Source organism: Clostridium sp. BSD9I1 (assembly GCF_900185645.1).
In the GTDB taxonomy this organism is placed as follows: Bacteria; Bacillota; Clostridia; order Clostridiales; family Clostridiaceae; genus Clostridium_AK.
Genome location: NZ_FYAM01000011.1, coordinates 300,657 through 318,980 on the forward strand (window position 1 = coordinate 300,657; position 18,324 = coordinate 318,980).

Consider the following 18,324-nt stretch of genomic DNA (forward strand, 5'->3'; position numbering starts at 1 on the left):
ATTGGCCCATGAATACTCCTTAGTAGACGTTTTTGAAAACACATATTTGTTCTTACTATGAACTAACTTCCAAATTTCTTTTTCAGTATCTGATGCTCCTAGTACTTCTAGTATTAAACATTACTTTAAAATCTTAAACTTACCTTGATTTAGTATTATTAAACCATTCAATTGTAGCTTTTTCCACATCCTTTGGAAGCTTTTTATTATATACCTCATCATATAGCCACGCCAATGACTTATTACTTAAATATTTTCTCATTTCATCTTCTGCTTCTAACATTACGACTTTTATTAAACAAGGACATTTAGTATGTGTATCTGGTAAATTATCCTTATCTAATAATATATTGTTTTGTCTAATTTCTGCACATTGGAAAAATGGTTCACTTCCCTCTACTGCTTCAACGACATCCCAAAATGTTATTTCTTCTGCACTACGAGCTAGTGCATAACCACCTTTTACGCCTGGAATAGATTTTATAATTCCTGACTTACTTAATTTTGCATATACTTTTGATAAATAAGTTTCCGAGATACCTTGAAATGTGGCTAAATCTCTTATTCCCACAGATTTACCTTCTTCTAGGTTTACCATATATAATAAGCAATGTATTGCATATTCTACTCCTACTGAAAATTTCATTTTCGCACTCCTTTGATATATTATAGTCTTTTATTAATAATATCCTATTATTTACTGTCATTCAAGATAATCATACAGCATCAAAGGTATACTTTTTTTTAAAATATTCTTATTGACAATAATAAAAAAACATTATATTATAATTATAGACAATATTTGTCGACGATAATATCTATCCATAATTTGAGGAGGAATATAAAATGTTTACAGAAAAATTTTATGATGTCTTAAAAAACGAAGGTGTAGTTTCAATAGTATCTTGCTCAAACAATGAGGCCCATGTGTGTAATACATGGAATAGCTATTTAGTTATTGTGGATGAAAATAAAATTTTAATTCCTGCAGCTGCTATGATTAAGACAGAAGAAAATGTTAATGTTAATCCTAAAGTTAAATTAACAATTGGTAGTAAAGAAGTAATGGGCTATAACTATATGGGAACTGGATTTTTACTTGAAGGAACTGCTAAGTTTTTAAAAGATGGAGATCACTTTAATATGATGAGAGAAAAATACTCATTCCTAACAAGAGTATTAGAAGTTACAGTGAGTTCCTGTAAACAAACACTTTAATTAAAGGAGAGAGCTATGCCTAGAAGAATTAATAAATCGGATTGCGTTGGTTGCGGAACCTGCCAAAGAGTATGTATTGTTGGGTGTATAACACAAGAAGATGATAGAAAAAGATTAATCAATGAATCTGCATGTGTTGACTGTGGAGCTTGTCAATATGCTTGTACTAAGAATTGCATATCCGAAAATTAATTGAAAGGATAGATTCTAACAATTTATTATAAAACCGTACCAGAACGAAGCAGTACGGTTCAGTATATCATATAAAGCATGAGCTATAAAACTCATGCTTTATCTATGTATCACTTGCCACTTGCCATGTGGGTGGCACCATTAACTATTAACCTTCTGCGTTTTCGTCGTAATTAAAGTCAGGAAGTTGTTTTAAATTTACTCCATTTGTGTCAAATAGATTTTCAGGAGAAGTTACATATTTAAACTCATATACATTGGTATTTATTAAGTCCATAGTTCCGTTAGCTTCTTCATATTTTTCTATTTTAGTTGGAAGTCCTGTAGCCGCATCAATATAAGCAACTTCTTTTATAGTTACCTTAGGCTGAGCCAAAAGTTCTGCTTTAGATAATTTGCCAGCATTTTTAGTTGGTATAGATTTATAAGTTCTATAAACCTTGTTAAGTGTTTTTCCATCTTCAGACTTAACAGTTCCATCAGCAGTCCATTCTGAGGATGCATATGTTGCTCTCAAAGCTGTAAAAGAATTGTACTTATTAAATAAGGAATTATTATAGTCAGCTCCCTTTTGGTTAACAGCTTCAAATTCACCGCTTATTGCTTTACCATTTTCATCTCTTTGAAGCATAACTATAGTTCTACCACTATCCTTTGTATATGTGCTGTTATAAGCTTCTACTTTTCCATCTCTTTTCATTATGTTATCCATTCTTGAATCAAAGGTCTTAGGATTAGTCCAGCTTTCAAAAACTAAACCTTCGCTGCCGTCATCTCTTAATGTAGCCACCTTACTATACTCTATGCGTCCTTGACTATTTGTTGGGTCCTTTGCTATTTCAGATAATTCAGTAGTTTTACTTTCTACTTGAGGTTTGGTACTTGGATTTGAGTTAGTGTTTGATGCAGCATAAACACCTATGGAAGTAGTTAAAAGTGATATTGCAACAGCAACTGTAATAAATGTCTTTTTCATAAAATCAATCTCCTTTTATTATCAATTAAATTACATAATTTTAAGGTATCTTAGTTTAAAACTTTAATTATAATCCCCTCCTATATCTGTAACACTAAGAATAACCTTATATATTTATTATAAAATCCAAATGTTTCGTAGATTATAGCAGTTGTATCTAAGTTGTAAAATCTATGGATTTATATTATTTAATTACATAAAATAAGTTATTATAAAGGGGGAGGCGAGCCATGAAACAGAAAAAAATTCTTATTATTGAAGATGAAGATTATATATTAGATTTACTATCCTATTCACTGAAAAAAGAAGGGTTTATAACCAAAGTAGCTTCAAATGGAGAAAAGGGGTTAGAACTAGTACAGGATTTTAAACCTGATTTGCTGATACTAGATTTAATGCTGCCGGACATAAGCGGCTTTGAAATATGTAAAAAGGTTTCAAAGGAATATACTATACCTATTGTTATGATCACTGCAAAGTCAGACACAATTGATAAAATCCTTGGAATAGAACTAGGAGCAGATGATTATATTACAAAACCTTTTGATATGAGAGAAGTAATTGTTAGAATAAAAGCCATTTTTAGAAGAATAGAATTGATCTCTGAAGCAATAGAAACAGAGGAATTTGAGTCGATTAAGGTTTCCAATTATATTGATGTATATAAAGAAAAAAGAGAAGTATTTAAAAACAACTCAAGAGTTGAACTCACTAATAAAGAATATGATTTATTATTATTTTTAGCAGAAAATAAAGGAAGAGTTTTTTCAAGGTCGGAGCTCTTAGATAAAGTATGGGGCTTTGAATTTGTAGGTGATACTAGAACAGTAGATATTCATGTTCAAAGGTTAAGAAAAAAGCTAGATGAGAATAAAGGTACATCTTTTATAGAAACAGTTTTTGGAATCGGCTATAAGCTTATATAACAAAGGTGAAATTATGAGATATTCAATACAAAATAAAATACTAATTTGGTTTTCTATAATAATTTTTGTGGGATTATCTTCGCTACTTATTGTTTCTTATAAAATAACGGAGCAAAACACTGCTCATATAATAGAAAATGACATGATAACAGTGAAGAAAAACTTAGATTTATATTTAAAACAACACTTCTTAATTAATAATAAGGAGTTTAATGAAGCTAATCTTTTAGAAGATGCAGATGCCCTATCAAGAGAATTGAGCTTTCAAATTGGAAATACTGTAGAAATTTATAATTCTGATGGGGAAAAGATTTCAAACTTTTTAAGCCCAGAAAGTATACATAGTGATGACCTTTCAAGAGCAATTAACGGTCAAATATCTTATACCTTAAACTATAGAGGGAAAAAAGTAATAGTTAGTCTTTCCTATCCTATAGAAGTAAACAATAATGCTATTGGCATTATTAGATACAATAAGGATTATTCAGATCTCTATGTGTACAGCAATAGATTTAAGTATGTAATTAATATTTTTGCAGCAGGAATATTTATCATTGTGTTTATTGGATCTATAATTATTTCACGGCAAATAGCAAAGCCTATAATCCAGCTCACTAAAGGCTCAGAACAGGTATCTAGAGGAGATTTTGATTTAAATATAAATATAAATTCTAGAGATGAGATTGGTGAACTTTCAAATAGGTTTAAAATAATGGTAGATAGAATTAAGGAACAGATAGCAATAATAAATAGAGATAGAGATAATTTAAAGGAAGCGCAAAAGCAAAATAAAACTTTTTTTGATAATGCAACCCACGAACTTAAAACCCCTTTAACTACAATATTAGGTTATGCTCAAATAATAAAAGAAAATGGTTTTACTGATAAGGAATTTTTTGATAAAGGAACTTCTTATATTATTAATGAAAGCAAGAGGTTAAATGATATGGTAGTTGAAATACTGGATTTATCTACAGCTTCTTCAAAGGATATAAGCTATAACATGGAAAAAGTAGACCTATCAAAGCTTATTTTAAGAACCTGTGAAGAGATGAATATAAAGGCAAGAAAGTATAATATAAAAGTACAGCCTAAGGTTCAAGAAAATATCTTTATAAAGGGTGATAATGATAAATTAAGAGAAGTGCTAGTTAACTTAATTGATAATTCTATAAAATACGGAAATGTTAACTCTACAGTAGATGTAGAAGCCTACAATGAAGATAAATATACATATTTAAAGGTTAAGGATAAGGGAATTGGAATAGAAAAAGAACATTTAAATAACTTATTTCAACCCTTTTATAGAATTTCCCAAAAGGAAGCAAGAGAAAAAGGAAGTGCAGGGCTAGGACTTTCTATAGTAAAAAATATAGTTGAAAAACATAATGGATGTATAGATATAAAAAGCAATATCAATGAAGGTACAGAAGTTATTGTTAAATTTAAAGGTGAGGCTTATGAAAGATAAATTTAAAACACATAGTATTTACTACGTTATTTTAATTTTGGTGATTTTTATACTATCTTTCTATTTTCTAAGCTATATTTATACCTTAAATAGCAGAAAAAATAGAACTATTGTATTAGAAAAAAGTCTATTTAATAATAATCAACCAAATGGTAAAACAGAGGAGCTTCGAATTGAAAGTGTGTCAAAGCTAGATACAAATTATATATTTTTTAATGTTACTGTATTAGATAACGATACTATTATGTTTAAAACCTTAGATAAGAATGACAATGAAAAAATATCCACGTTGGATATTGATAATAACAAACTTACCGAAATTTATAAAAAAAGCAGCGGTGGTTTTAATCATTTAGCTATATCAGGAGACGGAAAGAAAATTATATACTCCGACTTTATAAGAGAAAAAAATAATTGGAAAACATATTTATATGATGTTAATACAAAACAAAATACTGAAGTTATTACTGATGGCTCCTATGCTAATTTAATTTTAAATAACAATAAGTACATTGGTGTTAATGATAGTAGTTTATTTATGAAGGATTTGAATACTGGTGAAGTAAATAATTTGGCCTCTTCCACCATAAAGGGTATTCCACAGGCTAGTGTACCAAAGGCTAAAGAAATGTACACTTTAAAATTATCACAAGATGGAAATACAGTTTATCTCATATACCAAGGAATTAAACCTATTACTACTGAAACAAAATCAAGGATACTAAAAGTGAACTTGCAAAATAAAGAGATCTCAGAAGAAATACTAGAGGGAACTGTATATAATCTTATACCTCTAAATGATGGTAATTTTATATTTATTGGCAACATCCAAGGAACTGATGGAATTTTCATATATAATGTTAAAGGCAAAAGCTATAAGAATTTAAAGCAAGGAAATATATATAACATGGAAGTAACAGAAGATAATAAAAAAATTGCCTATGATATTTCTAATAATAATGGGGTTTCTGAGCTGCACGTAGCACTTTTTAATAAGGATAAAATAGAGGCAGACACTACGGTTTACGGCAACGCTAGGTATGGAAATAGTTTAAAATGGAGCAAGGATGGGAAGAAACTTTTATATTTTACTGGATATAATGGAGGGAGCACGATATATAAGTTTTCGTTTAAGGAGTGAATGTAGAAGACTTTTCTATAGATAGGACTTACTTTTAAAAGTAAGTCCTTGATGGGTCTTAAAAGAAATATATGACATAATTGAATCTAAAATTATGTTACATCAACTCTACAAATTGGAATTTGTCGCTGTATTTAAGCAATGCAAAATTTAGACATCTAAGTAAAAGTAAATGTTACTCTTATCGGCTTGATTGGTTCCTCCATATTGGTGTGTGTTAAATCCGCCTATTGTAAATCCGGATTTTATATAAAATAAACACGCAGAAAGATTGTTGTCTTGACCGATTGTATAAATCCCTCGATAACCGTTTTCAGAAGCAATTTTCTTACCCTCATCCAGCAATAGCTTACCTATTCCGTGGCCTCGATACTCCTTACATACTTTTAAGTCATCAAGATATAAGTATTTAAGCCAATCATGCCTGTAAATAGCAAGTCCTACACACTTTCCACACTCATTATAGGCTCCAACAAAGAAGCACTCTTTTTTTCGTGCATCAAAATCGTAGTTTTCATCAGGAAATACCATCTCGCTGATTTTACTTTCCTCAAATTTCTCGGTTGTATAAGCCCATTTGTTACCATTGTAGGTTGGTATCATTTTTCCCCACAAGGTAAAAGGTTCATTAGGAATATTAATATCATTCTTAGTAGCTTCAGTAATTCTTTTGATTTCAATCATTTTCAATCACCCCTACAAATTCATATTTATTAAGTTGTTCACACCATTAATATGTAGCATTTATTTACAAATGCCAATTAAATCATTAATAATATTATATCATGATATATCTTAAAGATAAAAAATATGGGTTTTGTAATTATAATGTTTTATAGATTATAATGTTTCGCAATTATATATATCTATACTTTTAAAAATAGAATTCTAGTAATATAAATCGCTTTTTCACTTATATATCCTGTCTTGCCTTTTCTTTTTACTATTTTATTCATTGTTAGCTTCTTATTATTTTCACAAGTATAATAATCACCCAATTCAGTGTAATCCATGTTTTCTATTCTGCTTATATCATTTTTATATTTCCTTGTTTTTGATATTTCATAATTTGCTGGTTTAATATATGATAACTGTCCACTCTGTTTAATAAAAACATAATTTTCTTCACTCTCGTAACCTGCGTCCGCAGCAATTTTAAAATACTTAACGTACAAGAAGTTCTCCATGCTTTTTATAAATGGAATCAATGTTGCTGTGTCCATAGGCCGATCGCCAACAGTAACCCATACTACATATTCAGAATCTACTCCATGCTGAACATTATAACCTGGTTTTAGGTTAAGTAATTCCTTTTCCATTAATTTCATTTTCCATTTTTTCAACTTTCTCAATTAATGATTTTGTCGTTTCATCAAGCTCATTTGTCAAAATTTCGTGATTCATAATTACCTCTTTTGCATATATTCAACACATTAATTACATCACAAAAACCCCTGAAAATAAAGGTTTTTCAAGGGTTTTAACAATATGGTTTTAAAAATAGTTGCTTTGTTTTATAGTCTTAAATTTTGATTTTATCAATGTGGGTACGTATTATCTAGATACTTAATTTTTTACGCTTACACTTAAAAATTATATTACGATGGCTGAATTTTCACTAAGAAAAAATCAGTAGATTTATCAATAAATGATTCTCAAGAATATATGCATAAAACCTCTCTGTGTAATTTTAAATCAAAGTTAACAAACACAAGGAGGTTTATTCTTTATTAGATTTGGAAACCTCACATTCCTAAAATTTAGTGTAACTTTGCAGATTCAAAAAACTCATGATCTACGCTATTACTGCACTATAATGGGTGATTAGTGATAATAATAATGGCGTGCTAAATATACACTATAAAAACAATTTAGATTGACTCGAATATGATTAAGAAAATAATTGACATATCAATATTTGATATGTACAATGATTATATATTATATAAAGAAAGGATATGTTGTAATGAACAATTTTGAAAAACCATTAAATATATTAATACATCAATCAAATATAATTCTTAGAAACATTTTACAAAAGGAATTAAATAATTATGATATTACTGCTGAACAGTGGGCTATTTTAATTGAATTATATAATGATGAAGGAATCAATCAAAAGGAATTAGCTAAGAGATGTTTTAAAGATACAGCTGCCTTAACAAGGAGCTTAGATATTCTAGAAAGAAGAGATATTATAAAAAGAGAAAAATCATCGAATGATAGAAGGGAATTCTTAATATTCCTTACAATCAATGGACGTAAACTAGTTGAAAATTTGTTACCAATGGTGCTTGAGGTTAGAAAAAGAATAACTTCAGTGTTAAGCGAAGAAGAAAATAATATGTTAAGTAGTTTGCTACAAAAATTAATTAAAGGCTTGATATGAGGAGTTAAAATATGAATGATATTAAATTTAAACAAAAAATCTCATTTAGACTAATGATGATAACAGTTTTTCTAGGGGCGTTTATTGTAATGTTAAGCAGCAGTACTATAAATTTAGCAATTCCATTTTTCATAAAAAATTTTAATACAAGCTTAGATGTAGCAAAGTGGACTCTTACAGGATTTTTATTGTCAATGGGTACAGCAACTCCATTGTCGGCGTGCCTTGGAGAAAGATTTAGTTATAAAAATGTATACTTATTTTCAATGGCTGGTTTTACCCTAGCATCAATTCTATGTGCAGTATCATGGAATATGAGTTCATTAATAACTTTTCGTATCCTACAAGGAATATTTTGTGGATTTGTTATGCCTGCAACTATGGCTATGATTTATCAAGTTATTCCTGAAGAGAAACAGGTAACAGCAGTAAGTATTTGGAGTACGGCATCAATGCTTGCTCCAGCAGTTGGACCAACCTTAAGTGGATTTTTAATTCAATATCTTAACTGGCGGTCTATATTTTTAATAAATGTTCCGATAGGAATTATTATTTTTGTTTTAGGTGTTAAATCCATGCCTTATTTAAAATTGGGTGTTCCTAAATATTTTGATATACCTGGCTTTATATTTGTTTTAATAGGAAGCTTGTTTTTATTATTTGCCTTTAGCGAAGGTGCAAGTTTAGGTTGGAATTCATGGATAATAATAAGCTTAATAATTATAGGATTTATCTCTATAGGATTATTTATTTGGAGGGAGCTAAGTATAGACTCCCCTGTACTTAATCTTCGTGTCTTTAAATATCCGAAGTATTCCTTAAGCATTATAGTTTATTGTAGTATTATGATTATCACATACGCAGGTATTCTTTTGACCCCACTTTTGCTTCAAAATATTCAACATCTCTCAGCATTAGATACAGGAATAGTTTTGTTGCCAGCTTCTCTTATAATGGCATTATTAATGCCCATTATAGGTAAATTATACAAATATATTGATCCTAGCATATTAATTATGATTGGAATCTTATTTATGGCAGTTGGTTCTTGGAAAATGGCACATTTAACAGTTGATACAACTCATAGTTATATAATAATCTGGATGATAGTTCGAAATGTTGGAATGTCTTTTAGCACACTTCCAGCAACTTATTGTGGGATGTCCGTCCTTCCTAAAATAGAATCTGGACATGGATCTTCAATTAATAATTGGACAAGTAGAGCAATAGCTTCGTTATCTATGGGTGTATTTACATCCGTACTTACGTCACGTACTATAACACATGTTAATTATTTAGTTGCAAATTCGAAAAATAGAGTAGCAACAGAGTTAATTCAGAATAAAGGATTCGTAATGGGTATAAATGATGTTTATCTTATCAGCTTTTTTATTTTAATACTTATACTGCCTATTAGTTTTTTTCTTAAAAGGGAAACTAAAGAATACAAGCCACTATAATTTATAGTAGTTTTAGGTTATTTAATAGATGTCACCCTTTTTATTCGAAAACTTATAAATAGTATCCTATATAGTTGTGTAGAAAAACAAAGATTAAAAAACTACGTGGACGGTGAATACATTTATATACCGAAGAAAGAGGAAAATAAGATTGCATGGGGTGAACTAACCAAGAGTAAAATTGAACTTTTAAAGAGGAATACAAGTATATATGAAGATTATCCAAAAGGAATGTCTACACAATTACTTTCAGAGAAGTATTATCTGTCACCCAAGACTATACAAAAAATTGTTTCAGAGAAGAGAAAATGCATTAACATAGAATGTGCTACCTAATTTGTTTTTAGGTGGCTCATTTTTGTTTATGAATTATTAGATCTAGGTTGCGGTACCGGATTAGAGCTTGATGAGATACTAAAACTAAATCTATAGATCAAATGTTTTAGATAGAAGTGTGTTGTAATTGATACAGATTTTTTAAATGGGACTTACTTTTAAAAGTAAGTCCTTGATGGGTCTTAAAAGAAGAATGTGTACCAATTTCTATCCTATATATATTTTTTATATCTTCAAACCTTTGTAAATCTATTATTAGATTATGCTTTACATAATGGGTAGTTACCACAATCAACTATTATATCAAACTTTCAGGAAAAATCTGAATAATCCTATCTAGGAGTTTACAATTTTGATGTATACCCATATTCATAAATGTTTCATTATAATAGTTTAACCACTCATTAAGACTTGTTTCCTTATATGATTTGTCATTAAGAAAATTGGCAAGTACCAACCATGTTGGAATTTTCAAAGTCTTATTCATAAAAAATAAGAAAGCAATTCTATTTGCTAACTGATAGTAATTTCTTGTCCAATCACACGGTGCTACGCTCATGTATCCTTGTACATACTTCAAGGAGTTCTCTATCATGTCAATACTACCTTGATTAGTAGCCTTCAAATCTGACTTTGTTTCCTCTGGATGTGCTTTTGCTTCTATAAGTAAAACACCTTTTTTACCTTCTCTGCTCTTCACAATAGCAATACCATCCCACTGTGGCCCATTTTTAGGCCAAAATTTTCTTAATTTTGTTTCTGCATCTGTTAAATCAATACTTTCTAAACATAATCCCGCTAAAAAATCATCCCTATACTCATAAAAATCATTCTTCGTGTTAGGTGATACCCATTCAATCTGACCATTAGTAAAGGAAAGTAAACTAGGTGATGATGCAAATATTAAATTTCCCAAAATGCCTGAATCTTTAATCATATAATTTTGCAAACAATATCGGCTGCCTTTTGTAGCCCTTCCCGTATTCTTATTCAACTTCTAATCCTCCAATCATATATTTTATGAACGTAAACTAAGGTTAAATAGATTATTAAAGTTTCATTTTATCCCTTTCTTCTTACTACAATCTCCTTTACAAATGGGATCACTAATCCAGCCTCGTCAAATTCTTCCCAACCATCAACTAAATCCGATGACCTCATAAAAACCCCATTGAATGGAGCATCATTGCTATTAGGTATATAAATGATTCCACCTATTTGAACAAAACCATATCCTAAATCTTTGCTACAATCTATAAAAACTCTAAGATTACGATTTTGTCCTTGAGTCACCTCCACATAGTTATCAACACACTTTATAACATAGTCAATGAGTTCCATTAGATTTCCTCCTTCATAATATATCAATACAAATTTTCACAAGTGACTTATAAAGTGTACTTTATATAGATTAAACTTATTTAATTTACCATATGTTAACTATTGTGTATTAAGAATTCTTTTCAATATAAATTTTTAAGGCTTTAATAACTAAATACAAAGTATATAGACCAGCCCCTGCAAATACTATCCATAGGATAATTGGTACAATCGTAAAAATCCAAGGGATAAAACTCATAATTTACACTCCTCTATTTTATTTTATTTATAGCATTCAACGCCATAATAAGAGAGATAATATTTAAAGAGATAACTATAGACAATAATGCCATTTCTGCACTTCCATAAGAAGGCAGTGTATTAAAGTATACATAGCGTAAGAGACAACCTAAAGGAAATGCAAAAAAACTTAATAAAATACTAGGTTTTATCTATTTTTTATATAGTATCTTACATAAAATGGTGATATACCTAATACTATAAAAAACCAGGCAAAATAAGCAATAATAAAAAATACGTCGAATAAATCTAAAAGAGTTTTTTGAAATAATACAGGAAGTATAATTAAAGCAGAATTTATTAAACGATAAATAAAATATATATGATGCTTAGTTCTACAATTATTACATTCTATAGTTATATATCCTTCAGAAATTGATTTCACAATAGTTTTCCATTTGAATTCATTTGCGCAATTCTTACATCTCTGAATAAGCAAATTAAACACCCTCCTCTTAAATTATTTAATGTCATAACACAATACTTATAAATAAAAGAGCATTCTTCCATTTATATTATGTATTATAAGGACATTAGAATTTCCGTTTAAAACGTAATAAATACTCCAATCTTTACAATTCAAAGTTTACATGCAATTATATTTTTTAAGAATTTGAAAGAAGATATATTTGATGAAAAAGGATACTACTTTTTATACATTATTGTATTTTGTATATCCTTTATGATTACTATTGAACAATATAAATTATTATGCGAAGTAATTAGGCTTATATTAAGTACAACAGCACTACTTCTTTTAACGTTAATTTATCTTAGATGTAAGGATTCTAGAAGTGAGAAACAAGGAAAGTCCATTTTTCACTATATTATTTTCTTTATTGTATTAACTTTAGCTTGTATATATAATATCAAAAAGTTAAATTAAAAATTAAGACTTTATTACAGAATAGTTTTAATCACACTAATAAATGTTATTAACTGATAATTTAGGGTTTAGTCGTCATATTCTAATGTTGTATAATATTTCTACTACCTATCTTCCTTTTTAGCTTTGTTATATCCATTAGTAATTAACACTGAAGATATTAATGATAGAAAATATGAAATACCGCTGTCACTTGGTAAAATTCTACTTACAATGACAAACAATAGAATTGATAATCCAAAAACCTGTAACAAAAATCTATTTTCTTTTTTCTTAAATAAATCACCTTCAGTAAAAAATGATATGCCATCCGTTATATTTTTTCTTTCATCACTTTCTCTGAAGATCATACTCCCCCATGATATTTATTAGATATAGACTTCTCTACAAACACGTCTGCCTATGTCTTTATTCACTTTAATCATATATGAGCTCGGATTATAATACTCTTGCCCCACAAAATACTATAATTGCGTCATAGTTTCCCTTTAATGTTTCATCAGTCCTTAATGTTTTTTATCTGGGCTTTAGAAATTACTTTTTCTTTTTTACTTTTGGAGTAGGAAGTTCTTCATACATCTCTGTAATTAATCGATATAAGAACTCTTTGTTATCAACATCCTCAACCAAAAGCATTGGTTTTGCACCATCATAAGGCAATTCCTCAGTTGTCTCTAGCATCAACTGTCTGCTGGCTTTGGTTATCTTAACCAAAAAACGGTCATCATATATTCCTCCAAAAATCTTTCCTTGAAAGTATAAAATATATTCTCCCATCATTTTTCTATAAGAAATATTGTTCAGTATATCTAACTGTCCAATAATAAAATCTAAATATTCTTGACTAGAAGCCATATCTTATCTCCTCCAAAAAATTAAAATTTATTCTCCCAGTTCTTTTTTTTAAATCTGCTATATAAAGTGATTGCTGTTTTTTTAGATACACACCTACAAATAAATTCATTATAGGATTATTTACTGATACTTCTTCTATAAATTCAATCTGCGTACCATTATTAGTAATAGGACTAAAAACTCCAATCCAATGACCCTTCATATTTTTATTGCTCATATCGAATTCATATAGATCATAAGGTTTTTTTTAAGTAATATTAAATATAGTAGAAAAATTATTTTTTGTATATTCTGCAAAAGAGTTCCCATCTACTGAAACATCAATTTTACTTAAATCGCTCCGCCACTCATATTTATTGTTATTTGTAACTACTTCCCATACTTTTTAATATCTGTTTTAAATGCCGCTGTAATGGTTGATTTCTTCATAATATACATTCTCCCTCATAAATTTACTGTTTATAATAATCAACCTGAAATCATGCAAATATAGATTCCTTTAACTTAATAGCCTTTATATCCAAATCAATCTCTACCTCAATTCCATATGGAATTATACATCTCGGATATGCATGACCAAAATTCACATTATAGATAATTGGTAGATCTTTATTTTTGATAATCTTATAATACATTTCTTTATATTCCTCGTAATATTGTTCATCCTGAGGCTTTCCAACAATAATTCCGTTGATAGCATTAAATATTCCTGTATCTTTTAAAGCAATCAATTCTTTTTCAAATACTTCTAGTTTGGGTTTTTCTTCACAAGTTTCAATAAACAATATTTTATTTTTCCATTCATTTAATGTTGGAAACAACCCGTACTTCTCACATATGGCTTTTTGATCGTCGTATCTTGTATCAGTTAATATATCATATAAACTTTCGAGACAGCCACCTAAAAGTCTTCCATTACATTTCCCTTTTCCCTGTAGAACTTCATATCCTCTTTCCTCCAGGTGCTCTACTCTGCTTGTACCTACAGCATCCATAGAAAAATCTGTACGCTCCTCATACCATACATTACTTGATTCTATATAATCTTCCTTATGACTTTCAAAATACTTCAAAAATGTTTTCCTTGTATATGGCAACATTTCTTCATCCAATTCAGCTAAATCGCAAATGAAATTAGGCCCATAGAAAGTACCTATTCCAAGTTTGTAAAACATCAAATGATTAATTGTTGTATCTGAAAATCCTGTAAATAATTTAGGATTATTATGAACAGCATTAATAAAACCATTATCATCTAATAAATATGGTAATGTTCTATATGTATCGTCTCCTCCAATTGCACAAATAATGCCTTTTATGGATGTATCATAAAAAGCATCTTTTAAATCCTGTGCTCTAGCTTCTGGATGGTTTTTCAAATACTCTATTCCCCTTAATGCGTTTGGCATTATAACAGGTACTAATCCAAACTCTTTTATTCTCTTTAGTCCCAAATCCAATTCATGTTTTGCAAAATCTTCACCAAGCATACCACTCGAAATACTTATAACTGCAACTTTGTCTCCTTTTGCTAATGGTTTTGGCTTTTTCATAAATATCACTCCCCGTATACCAATTACATAAATAATCTTTATTTATAATGTACTATCTTAAATTTTTATCAATATATATGTTTAACGCCTGTACCACTTTGAATAATACTATAATACCATCCATATAAAGAATGATTTCTAAATATTTAATTTCACCATTTTATCATATAAATAATTTTTTCTATATCTTTCTTATCATCAATCCATTCTTCAGAATATCCGCAGTCACAACATAGATATCTTGTTACCTTTACTGCACTGAAAATAGTCATTCCAGTCATGATGATATTTCCATAACCATGTGGCCCTGCAGCACTTTATAATAAAATAACGAAATTACTTTATCAATAGTTTATTTCTAAAATAGCCACCTATTGAAATGGTTAATAACATTATCGAATTAAATATCGGGGAGTATTTAAACCCTTTAACTAATATTACATTTCCTGTAAGTATTGCTAATACACCTGTTAATATACCTATAATCTTACTTCTTTTAATATATTCTTCTGTATCTTTAACTCTATGAGAACTGATAATCATTTTTTTATAAATATTTTCTGGAAGTAGTTCTAAAATAATAGATATACCTCCTAATACTAAATAAACATATGCAAAAGATGAAGAATTCATAATATACCTCCTAATTTATAACAATACACTCTTCTATTTAATATTAATGTACTTTTTTGCTATTTTAGAAAAAATAATATCTATAATAAAATAGAGAGATGGTAAAGCAACAGCAGATGGACTATTATAAATTATGCATAAAACTCCTGAGAAGAAAATCCAAATACATTCCAATGTATTTCTAATAATCATGATTTTATTAAACGTTGTTTTATCAGTAACTTCGTAGTTTTCTTCATTTAATCCACGTACTAAAGAAGGCATATTGTAGCTATTATTAAATGTGTAAATTCCTACATAAATTGCACTAATAATATAAACTACACCAAGTATAATCCTTAGCATAAAACTTTTCCCCCATCCACTTTAATAATATATGAGCTCGGATTATAATACTCTTGCGCCACAAAATAAGAAAAGGCGTCGTTGGACTATAAACAGGTTTAGTGGCAAATGCTATATGCCCCATATAACTCCTAAAAGTAAAATAAACTGGCATAGAAACGAAAAGGGTGAAACAAATAGAATCTTCATAAATATTTTTATGTCCTAATTAGCATGCATATAATTATATATGTTAAAATTTAAATATTCCCCAAAAGCACTCCTATACCATTAACTATTATCCAAATCTCTCTAATAATTAACATTACTATTGTTGGTGAATAAAAAAAGGTTTTATATTTACTTTTTTCATTTTTTATTAAAAATTTTATATATATGAATTTACTCCTAATATGCAATCTATCAAACACATTTAGATATTTGCATATAACATAAGTTGTAAGGATTATAATCATTAAAATCCCTAGACGAATAAATATAAATTGAATGTTACTCATAGCTGGAAATAAGAATAATGTTATATACCCAATGATTGCAAGTATCACATTTACATAAAAATGCATAAAAATAGGATATATTAAATTTCCTGTTATAACATAAACAAATCCCAGCATTATTCCAACTACAAATGTATCAATAAAGCGAATACCATGCATAAATCCAAATAAAACTGCTGATACTATTATTGCAAAAACATTACCATGATTTTTTAGTCTTTGTAAAATAATTCCTCTATATAACATTTCTTCAAACATAGCTGCCATACATCCAGCCAATAAGGTATCCATTCTAAAGGAATTTATTTCTTCAACACGATTAGCAGATACTGTAGATAATATATTGCCAATGCCAGAAAAATAGTTAAATGAAATACTAAAAAAAGTCGATATAGATATCAGTAATAAAGATAGAGCTAAACTAGCCTTAATTCCTGTTAATTTTTTTTCATGTTGATAAAACACTTCTTTAGCTCTTATCTTAAATATGAAATAAATGAATATAAAAAGAAAACTGTAACTTATTAAGTAACTTATAGTTGTAGATAAGTATTTTGGAACTATATGAATCGCCATATTAGCTTTATAAACTAAAATCTCAATTGCATACTTTAATAAAATAATTCCACCTACTGTAGTTGATATCCTTTCTAAATTTACGGTTGTTTCTAATTTCACTTTAATTTCACTCCAATAGTTTAAAATTTGTAAATGCTTGTTTTTATTTTATAAGTTCATTTTCAATATTTTTTAAAAATCGTTATCTCTTTTTCCAGGATATGACATAACTCTTATACTTAATGTACTAGCATAACCATGACATAGAATTGGAAGATGCAAATTAAAATTTTTTATAGGTTGATTTAAAATTTTAATTAATTCCTCTTTATAAAACACCTCCATATAGAGTAGTAATTAAATCCTGAATTTTATCAACTATGATAAAATCTTGAATACAAACCTTCAAAGTAAAATATAAACTCTTTAAAAAATTTGTAATATTAATTTTTTGATGATACCATTCGATTGACGAGTTACTCGTAGAGTTGTACTTTTTAAAACTTTCCAACCATAACACTATATCATATTCATCAATTTCGTTTCTCATGAAAATACTTCTCACGGCAACGCTTATCCGGTCAGGTTCTCCATCAATGTATACGTACTTTCCCTGGCATATTTTTAACTGCAATATCATAAGTAGCCTTTGCAAATCTTCTTTACAGAGAACAGTACATTGTGCCAATTCATCAATTACGTCAGCTCCATGTGCTGCTGAATGAGCCCACCCTTTATTGTCTATGTACCCTCTTAAATCCATTTCTTTAGTATAGTACTCGATTATGAGGTTTTTGGTTTCGACAATTACATTATGAGGTAAAAATTTTTTTTGATTGTGGGAATATAGTATCAAAGCTATAATAAGTGCAGAAAAGGTACGAGTGAAAACTGTATCATCATTTTCAGCACCAACACACTTCATCAAATGCTGGTTATCTATACAGATTGCCAAAAAAGTTTGAATCTGTTGAGTAGTAAACCGATTTTGATTAATCCATTTTGCAAAAACATCATAAATTAAATCATCACGCAGGGTTTTATCCGTTGTTCCAATGTGTTTAAGCATATCCAATGCGTAAGAATAATATAAATTCTCACAGTTAATCACATAATTATCTCTTTTAATTTGTGTTAATTTAAGTTTTAATGTCTCCGCTGTCATTCTTTCCCCCCTATTTGTGGTTAGATAACTCTGTTTCTATTCTAAAGATATAGATTCATAAAGTTATATAAATAATCTCCACTACAACTTCTGAATTAAATAA

The 18,324-nt window shown here is 28.7% G+C and carries 24 protein-coding genes; 8 read left to right on the forward strand and 16 right to left on the reverse strand.

The window, feature by feature from the left end:
* Nucleotides 1–139: 139 nt before the first annotated feature.
* The gene (locus BSD9I1_RS06815) at nucleotides 140–646 is read right to left on the reverse strand and encodes an Rrf2 family transcriptional regulator (protein ID WP_035310350.1); all 507 of its coding nucleotides are present in this window, start codon (nucleotides 644–646) and stop codon (nucleotides 140–142) included.
* A 200-nt stretch (nucleotides 647–846) separates the two neighbouring features.
* Between BSD9I1_RS06815 and BSD9I1_RS06820 the strand changes: the two genes are divergently transcribed.
* Both BSD9I1_RS06820 and BSD9I1_RS06825 read left to right on the forward strand, forming a co-directional pair.
* Complete coding sequence (locus tag BSD9I1_RS06820) at nucleotides 847–1,218, forward strand: pyridoxamine 5'-phosphate oxidase family protein (protein ID WP_035310352.1); 372 nt, start codon at nucleotides 847–849, stop codon at nucleotides 1,216–1,218.
* Nucleotides 1,219–1,233: 15 nt separating this feature from the next.
* Nucleotides 1,234–1,410, forward strand: a complete 177-nt coding sequence (locus BSD9I1_RS06825; RefSeq protein WP_035310354.1) for an ATP-binding protein — start codon at nucleotides 1,234–1,236, stop codon at nucleotides 1,408–1,410.
* A gap of 148 nt (nucleotides 1,411–1,558) precedes the next feature.
* On the opposite strand, the gene BSD9I1_RS06830 is transcribed toward BSD9I1_RS06825, so the two are convergent.
* Nucleotides 1,559–2,386 carry a hypothetical protein gene (locus BSD9I1_RS06830; protein WP_186429705.1) on the reverse strand — a complete coding sequence of 276 codons (828 nt, stop codon included), beginning with the start codon at nucleotides 2,384–2,386 and terminating at the stop codon, nucleotides 1,559–1,561.
* A gap of 230 nt (nucleotides 2,387–2,616) precedes the next feature.
* Here BSD9I1_RS06830 and BSD9I1_RS06835 point away from each other — a divergent pair, with 230 nt between their 5' ends.
* The 3 genes from BSD9I1_RS06835 to BSD9I1_RS06845 are packed head-to-tail and all read left to right on the forward strand — an operon-like array spanning nucleotide 2,617 to nucleotide 5,924.
* Nucleotides 2,617–3,312 carry a response regulator transcription factor gene (locus tag BSD9I1_RS06835; protein WP_186429706.1) on the forward strand — a complete coding sequence of 232 codons (696 nt, stop codon included), beginning with the start codon at nucleotides 2,617–2,619 and terminating at the stop codon, nucleotides 3,310–3,312.
* A 13-nt stretch (nucleotides 3,313–3,325) separates the two neighbouring features.
* Nucleotides 3,326–4,783, forward strand: a complete 1,458-nt coding sequence (locus BSD9I1_RS06840) for a cell wall metabolism sensor histidine kinase WalK (RefSeq protein ID WP_186429707.1) — start codon at nucleotides 3,326–3,328, stop codon at nucleotides 4,781–4,783.
* Nucleotides 4,773–5,924: a hypothetical protein gene (locus BSD9I1_RS06845; protein ID WP_186429708.1), complete on the forward strand. Its 1,152-nt coding sequence runs from the start codon at nucleotides 4,773–4,775 to the stop codon at nucleotides 5,922–5,924. Before BSD9I1_RS06840 ends, BSD9I1_RS06845 begins: the two co-directional genes overlap by 11 nt.
* A gap of 150 nt (nucleotides 5,925–6,074) precedes the next feature.
* Here BSD9I1_RS06845 and BSD9I1_RS06850 read toward each other — a convergent pair whose 3' ends face one another.
* Nucleotides 6,075–6,608 carry a GNAT family N-acetyltransferase gene (locus tag BSD9I1_RS06850; RefSeq protein WP_186429709.1) on the reverse strand — a complete coding sequence of 178 codons (534 nt, stop codon included), beginning with the start codon at nucleotides 6,606–6,608 and terminating at the stop codon, nucleotides 6,075–6,077.
* Nucleotides 6,609–6,790: 182 nt separating this feature from the next.
* Nucleotides 6,791–7,243: a hypothetical protein gene (locus BSD9I1_RS06855; protein ID WP_373419343.1), complete on the reverse strand. Its 453-nt coding sequence runs from the start codon at nucleotides 7,241–7,243 to the stop codon at nucleotides 6,791–6,793.
* A 647-nt stretch (nucleotides 7,244–7,890) separates the two neighbouring features.
* Between BSD9I1_RS06855 and BSD9I1_RS06860 the strand changes: the two genes are divergently transcribed.
* Genes BSD9I1_RS06860 through BSD9I1_RS18870 form a run of 3 tightly spaced genes read left to right on the forward strand, consistent with a single transcriptional unit; the run spans nucleotide 7,891 to nucleotide 10,109 of the window.
* On the forward strand, nucleotides 7,891–8,313 hold the full coding sequence (locus tag BSD9I1_RS06860) for a MarR family winged helix-turn-helix transcriptional regulator (RefSeq protein WP_186429710.1): 423 nt from the start codon (nucleotides 7,891–7,893) through the stop codon (nucleotides 8,311–8,313).
* 11 nt (nucleotides 8,314–8,324) lie between these two features.
* Complete coding sequence (locus BSD9I1_RS06865) at nucleotides 8,325–9,773, forward strand: MDR family MFS transporter (RefSeq protein ID WP_186429711.1); 1,449 nt, start codon at nucleotides 8,325–8,327, stop codon at nucleotides 9,771–9,773.
* Nucleotides 9,774–9,815: 42 nt separating this feature from the next.
* The gene (locus BSD9I1_RS18870; protein WP_242966438.1) at nucleotides 9,816–10,109 is read left to right on the forward strand and encodes a CD3324 family protein; all 294 of its coding nucleotides are present in this window, start codon (nucleotides 9,816–9,818) and stop codon (nucleotides 10,107–10,109) included.
* 298 nt (nucleotides 10,110–10,407) lie between these two features.
* On the opposite strand, the gene BSD9I1_RS06870 is transcribed toward BSD9I1_RS18870, so the two are convergent.
* The 12 genes from BSD9I1_RS06870 to BSD9I1_RS06920 all read right to left on the reverse strand — a co-directional run bounded on the left by BSD9I1_RS06870 (nucleotide 10,408) and on the right by BSD9I1_RS06920 (nucleotide 18,221).
* Nucleotides 10,408–11,103: a hypothetical protein gene (locus BSD9I1_RS06870; protein ID WP_186429712.1), complete on the reverse strand. Its 696-nt coding sequence runs from the start codon at nucleotides 11,101–11,103 to the stop codon at nucleotides 10,408–10,410.
* 68 nt (nucleotides 11,104–11,171) lie between these two features.
* On the reverse strand, nucleotides 11,172–11,450 hold the full coding sequence (locus tag BSD9I1_RS06875; RefSeq protein WP_186429713.1) for a hypothetical protein: 279 nt from the start codon (nucleotides 11,448–11,450) through the stop codon (nucleotides 11,172–11,174).
* A 427-nt stretch (nucleotides 11,451–11,877) separates the two neighbouring features.
* Complete coding sequence (locus BSD9I1_RS06880; RefSeq protein ID WP_186429714.1) at nucleotides 11,878–12,168, reverse strand: TIGR04104 family putative zinc finger protein; 291 nt, start codon at nucleotides 12,166–12,168, stop codon at nucleotides 11,878–11,880.
* Between the two features lie 551 nt (nucleotides 12,169–12,719).
* Nucleotides 12,720–12,965 (reverse strand): hypothetical protein, encoded by a 246-nt coding sequence (locus tag BSD9I1_RS06885; protein WP_186429715.1) that lies wholly within the window; start codon nucleotides 12,963–12,965, stop codon nucleotides 12,720–12,722.
* 184 nt (nucleotides 12,966–13,149) lie between these two features.
* Entirely contained in the window at nucleotides 13,150–13,470 is a 321-nt protein-coding gene (locus BSD9I1_RS06890; RefSeq protein ID WP_186429716.1) for a TfoX/Sxy family protein, read from the reverse strand.
* On the reverse strand, nucleotides 13,460–13,672 hold the full coding sequence (locus BSD9I1_RS19090; RefSeq protein ID WP_373419344.1) for a hypothetical protein: 213 nt from the start codon (nucleotides 13,670–13,672) through the stop codon (nucleotides 13,460–13,462). Before BSD9I1_RS19090 ends, BSD9I1_RS06890 begins: the two co-directional genes overlap by 11 nt.
* Before the next feature lie 277 nt (nucleotides 13,673–13,949).
* Nucleotides 13,950–15,023, reverse strand: coding sequence for a S66 peptidase family protein (locus tag BSD9I1_RS06900; protein ID WP_186429717.1), 1,074 nt, complete (start codon nucleotides 15,021–15,023; stop codon nucleotides 13,950–13,952).
* A 152-nt stretch (nucleotides 15,024–15,175) separates the two neighbouring features.
* Complete coding sequence (locus tag BSD9I1_RS18990) at nucleotides 15,176–15,304, reverse strand: hypothetical protein (protein WP_278281159.1); 129 nt, start codon at nucleotides 15,302–15,304, stop codon at nucleotides 15,176–15,178.
* 55 nt (nucleotides 15,305–15,359) lie between these two features.
* Nucleotides 15,360–15,656 (reverse strand): hypothetical protein, encoded by a 297-nt coding sequence (locus tag BSD9I1_RS06905; RefSeq protein WP_186429718.1) that lies wholly within the window; start codon nucleotides 15,654–15,656, stop codon nucleotides 15,360–15,362.
* Nucleotides 15,657–15,689: 33 nt separating this feature from the next.
* Nucleotides 15,690–16,001 (reverse strand): hypothetical protein, encoded by a 312-nt coding sequence (locus BSD9I1_RS06910; RefSeq protein WP_186429719.1) that lies wholly within the window; start codon nucleotides 15,999–16,001, stop codon nucleotides 15,690–15,692.
* 239 nt (nucleotides 16,002–16,240) lie between these two features.
* Nucleotides 16,241–17,176 carry a CPBP family intramembrane glutamic endopeptidase gene (locus BSD9I1_RS06915; protein ID WP_186429720.1) on the reverse strand — a complete coding sequence of 312 codons (936 nt, stop codon included), beginning with the start codon at nucleotides 17,174–17,176 and terminating at the stop codon, nucleotides 16,241–16,243.
* Between the two features lie 208 nt (nucleotides 17,177–17,384).
* Nucleotides 17,385–18,221, reverse strand: a complete 837-nt coding sequence (locus tag BSD9I1_RS06920; RefSeq protein WP_186429721.1) for a DUF2785 domain-containing protein — start codon at nucleotides 18,219–18,221, stop codon at nucleotides 17,385–17,387.
* Nucleotides 18,222–18,324 lie beyond the last annotated feature (103 nt).

Bases quoted from the DNA above. Each gene is read 5' to 3' on its own strand.
- BSD9I1_RS06905 (WP_186429718.1), bottom strand. From the start codon at position 15,656: ATGAATTCTTCATCTTTTGCATATGTTTATTTAGTATTAGGAGGTATA.
- BSD9I1_RS06840 (WP_186429707.1), top strand. From the start codon at position 3,326: ATGAGATATTCAATACAAAATAAAATACTAATTTGGTTTTCTATAATA.
- BSD9I1_RS06920 (WP_186429721.1), bottom strand. From the start codon at position 18,221: ATGACAGCGGAGACATTAAAACTTAAATTAACACAAATTAAAAGAGAT.
- BSD9I1_RS06885 (WP_186429715.1), bottom strand. From the start codon at position 12,965: ATGATCTTCAGAGAAAGTGATGAAAGAAAAAATATAACGGATGGCATA.
- BSD9I1_RS06865 (WP_186429711.1), top strand. From the start codon at position 8,325: ATGAATGATATTAAATTTAAACAAAAAATCTCATTTAGACTAATGATG.
- BSD9I1_RS19090 (WP_373419344.1), bottom strand. From the start codon at position 13,672: ATGAAGGGTCATTGGATTGGAGTTTTTAGTCCTATTACTAATAATGGT.
- BSD9I1_RS06845 (WP_186429708.1), top strand. From the start codon at position 4,773: ATGAAAGATAAATTTAAAACACATAGTATTTACTACGTTATTTTAATT.
- BSD9I1_RS06910 (WP_186429719.1), bottom strand. From the start codon at position 16,001: ATGCTAAGGATTATACTTGGTGTAGTTTATATTATTAGTGCAATTTAT.
- BSD9I1_RS06875 (WP_186429713.1), bottom strand. From the start codon at position 11,450: ATGGAACTCATTGACTATGTTATAAAGTGTGTTGATAACTATGTGGAG.
- BSD9I1_RS06830 (WP_186429705.1), bottom strand. From the start codon at position 2,386: ATGAAAAAGACATTTATTACAGTTGCTGTTGCAATATCACTTTTAACT.
- BSD9I1_RS06815 (WP_035310350.1), bottom strand. From the start codon at position 646: ATGAAATTTTCAGTAGGAGTAGAATATGCAATACATTGCTTATTATAT.
- BSD9I1_RS06835 (WP_186429706.1), top strand. From the start codon at position 2,617: ATGAAACAGAAAAAAATTCTTATTATTGAAGATGAAGATTATATATTA.
- BSD9I1_RS06860 (WP_186429710.1), top strand. From the start codon at position 7,891: ATGAACAATTTTGAAAAACCATTAAATATATTAATACATCAATCAAAT.
- BSD9I1_RS06825 (WP_035310354.1), top strand. From the start codon at position 1,234: ATGCCTAGAAGAATTAATAAATCGGATTGCGTTGGTTGCGGAACCTGC.
- BSD9I1_RS06890 (WP_186429716.1), bottom strand. From the start codon at position 13,470: ATGGCTTCTAGTCAAGAATATTTAGATTTTATTATTGGACAGTTAGAT.
- BSD9I1_RS06820 (WP_035310352.1), top strand. From the start codon at position 847: ATGTTTACAGAAAAATTTTATGATGTCTTAAAAAACGAAGGTGTAGTT.
- BSD9I1_RS06855 (WP_373419343.1), bottom strand. From the start codon at position 7,243: ATGGAAAAGGAATTACTTAACCTAAAACCAGGTTATAATGTTCAGCAT.
- BSD9I1_RS18990 (WP_278281159.1), bottom strand. From the start codon at position 15,304: ATGACTGGAATGACTATTTTCAGTGCAGTAAAGGTAACAAGATATCTA.
- BSD9I1_RS06850 (WP_186429709.1), bottom strand. From the start codon at position 6,608: ATGATTGAAATCAAAAGAATTACTGAAGCTACTAAGAATGATATTAAT.
- BSD9I1_RS06900 (WP_186429717.1), bottom strand. From the start codon at position 15,023: ATGAAAAAGCCAAAACCATTAGCAAAAGGAGACAAAGTTGCAGTTATA.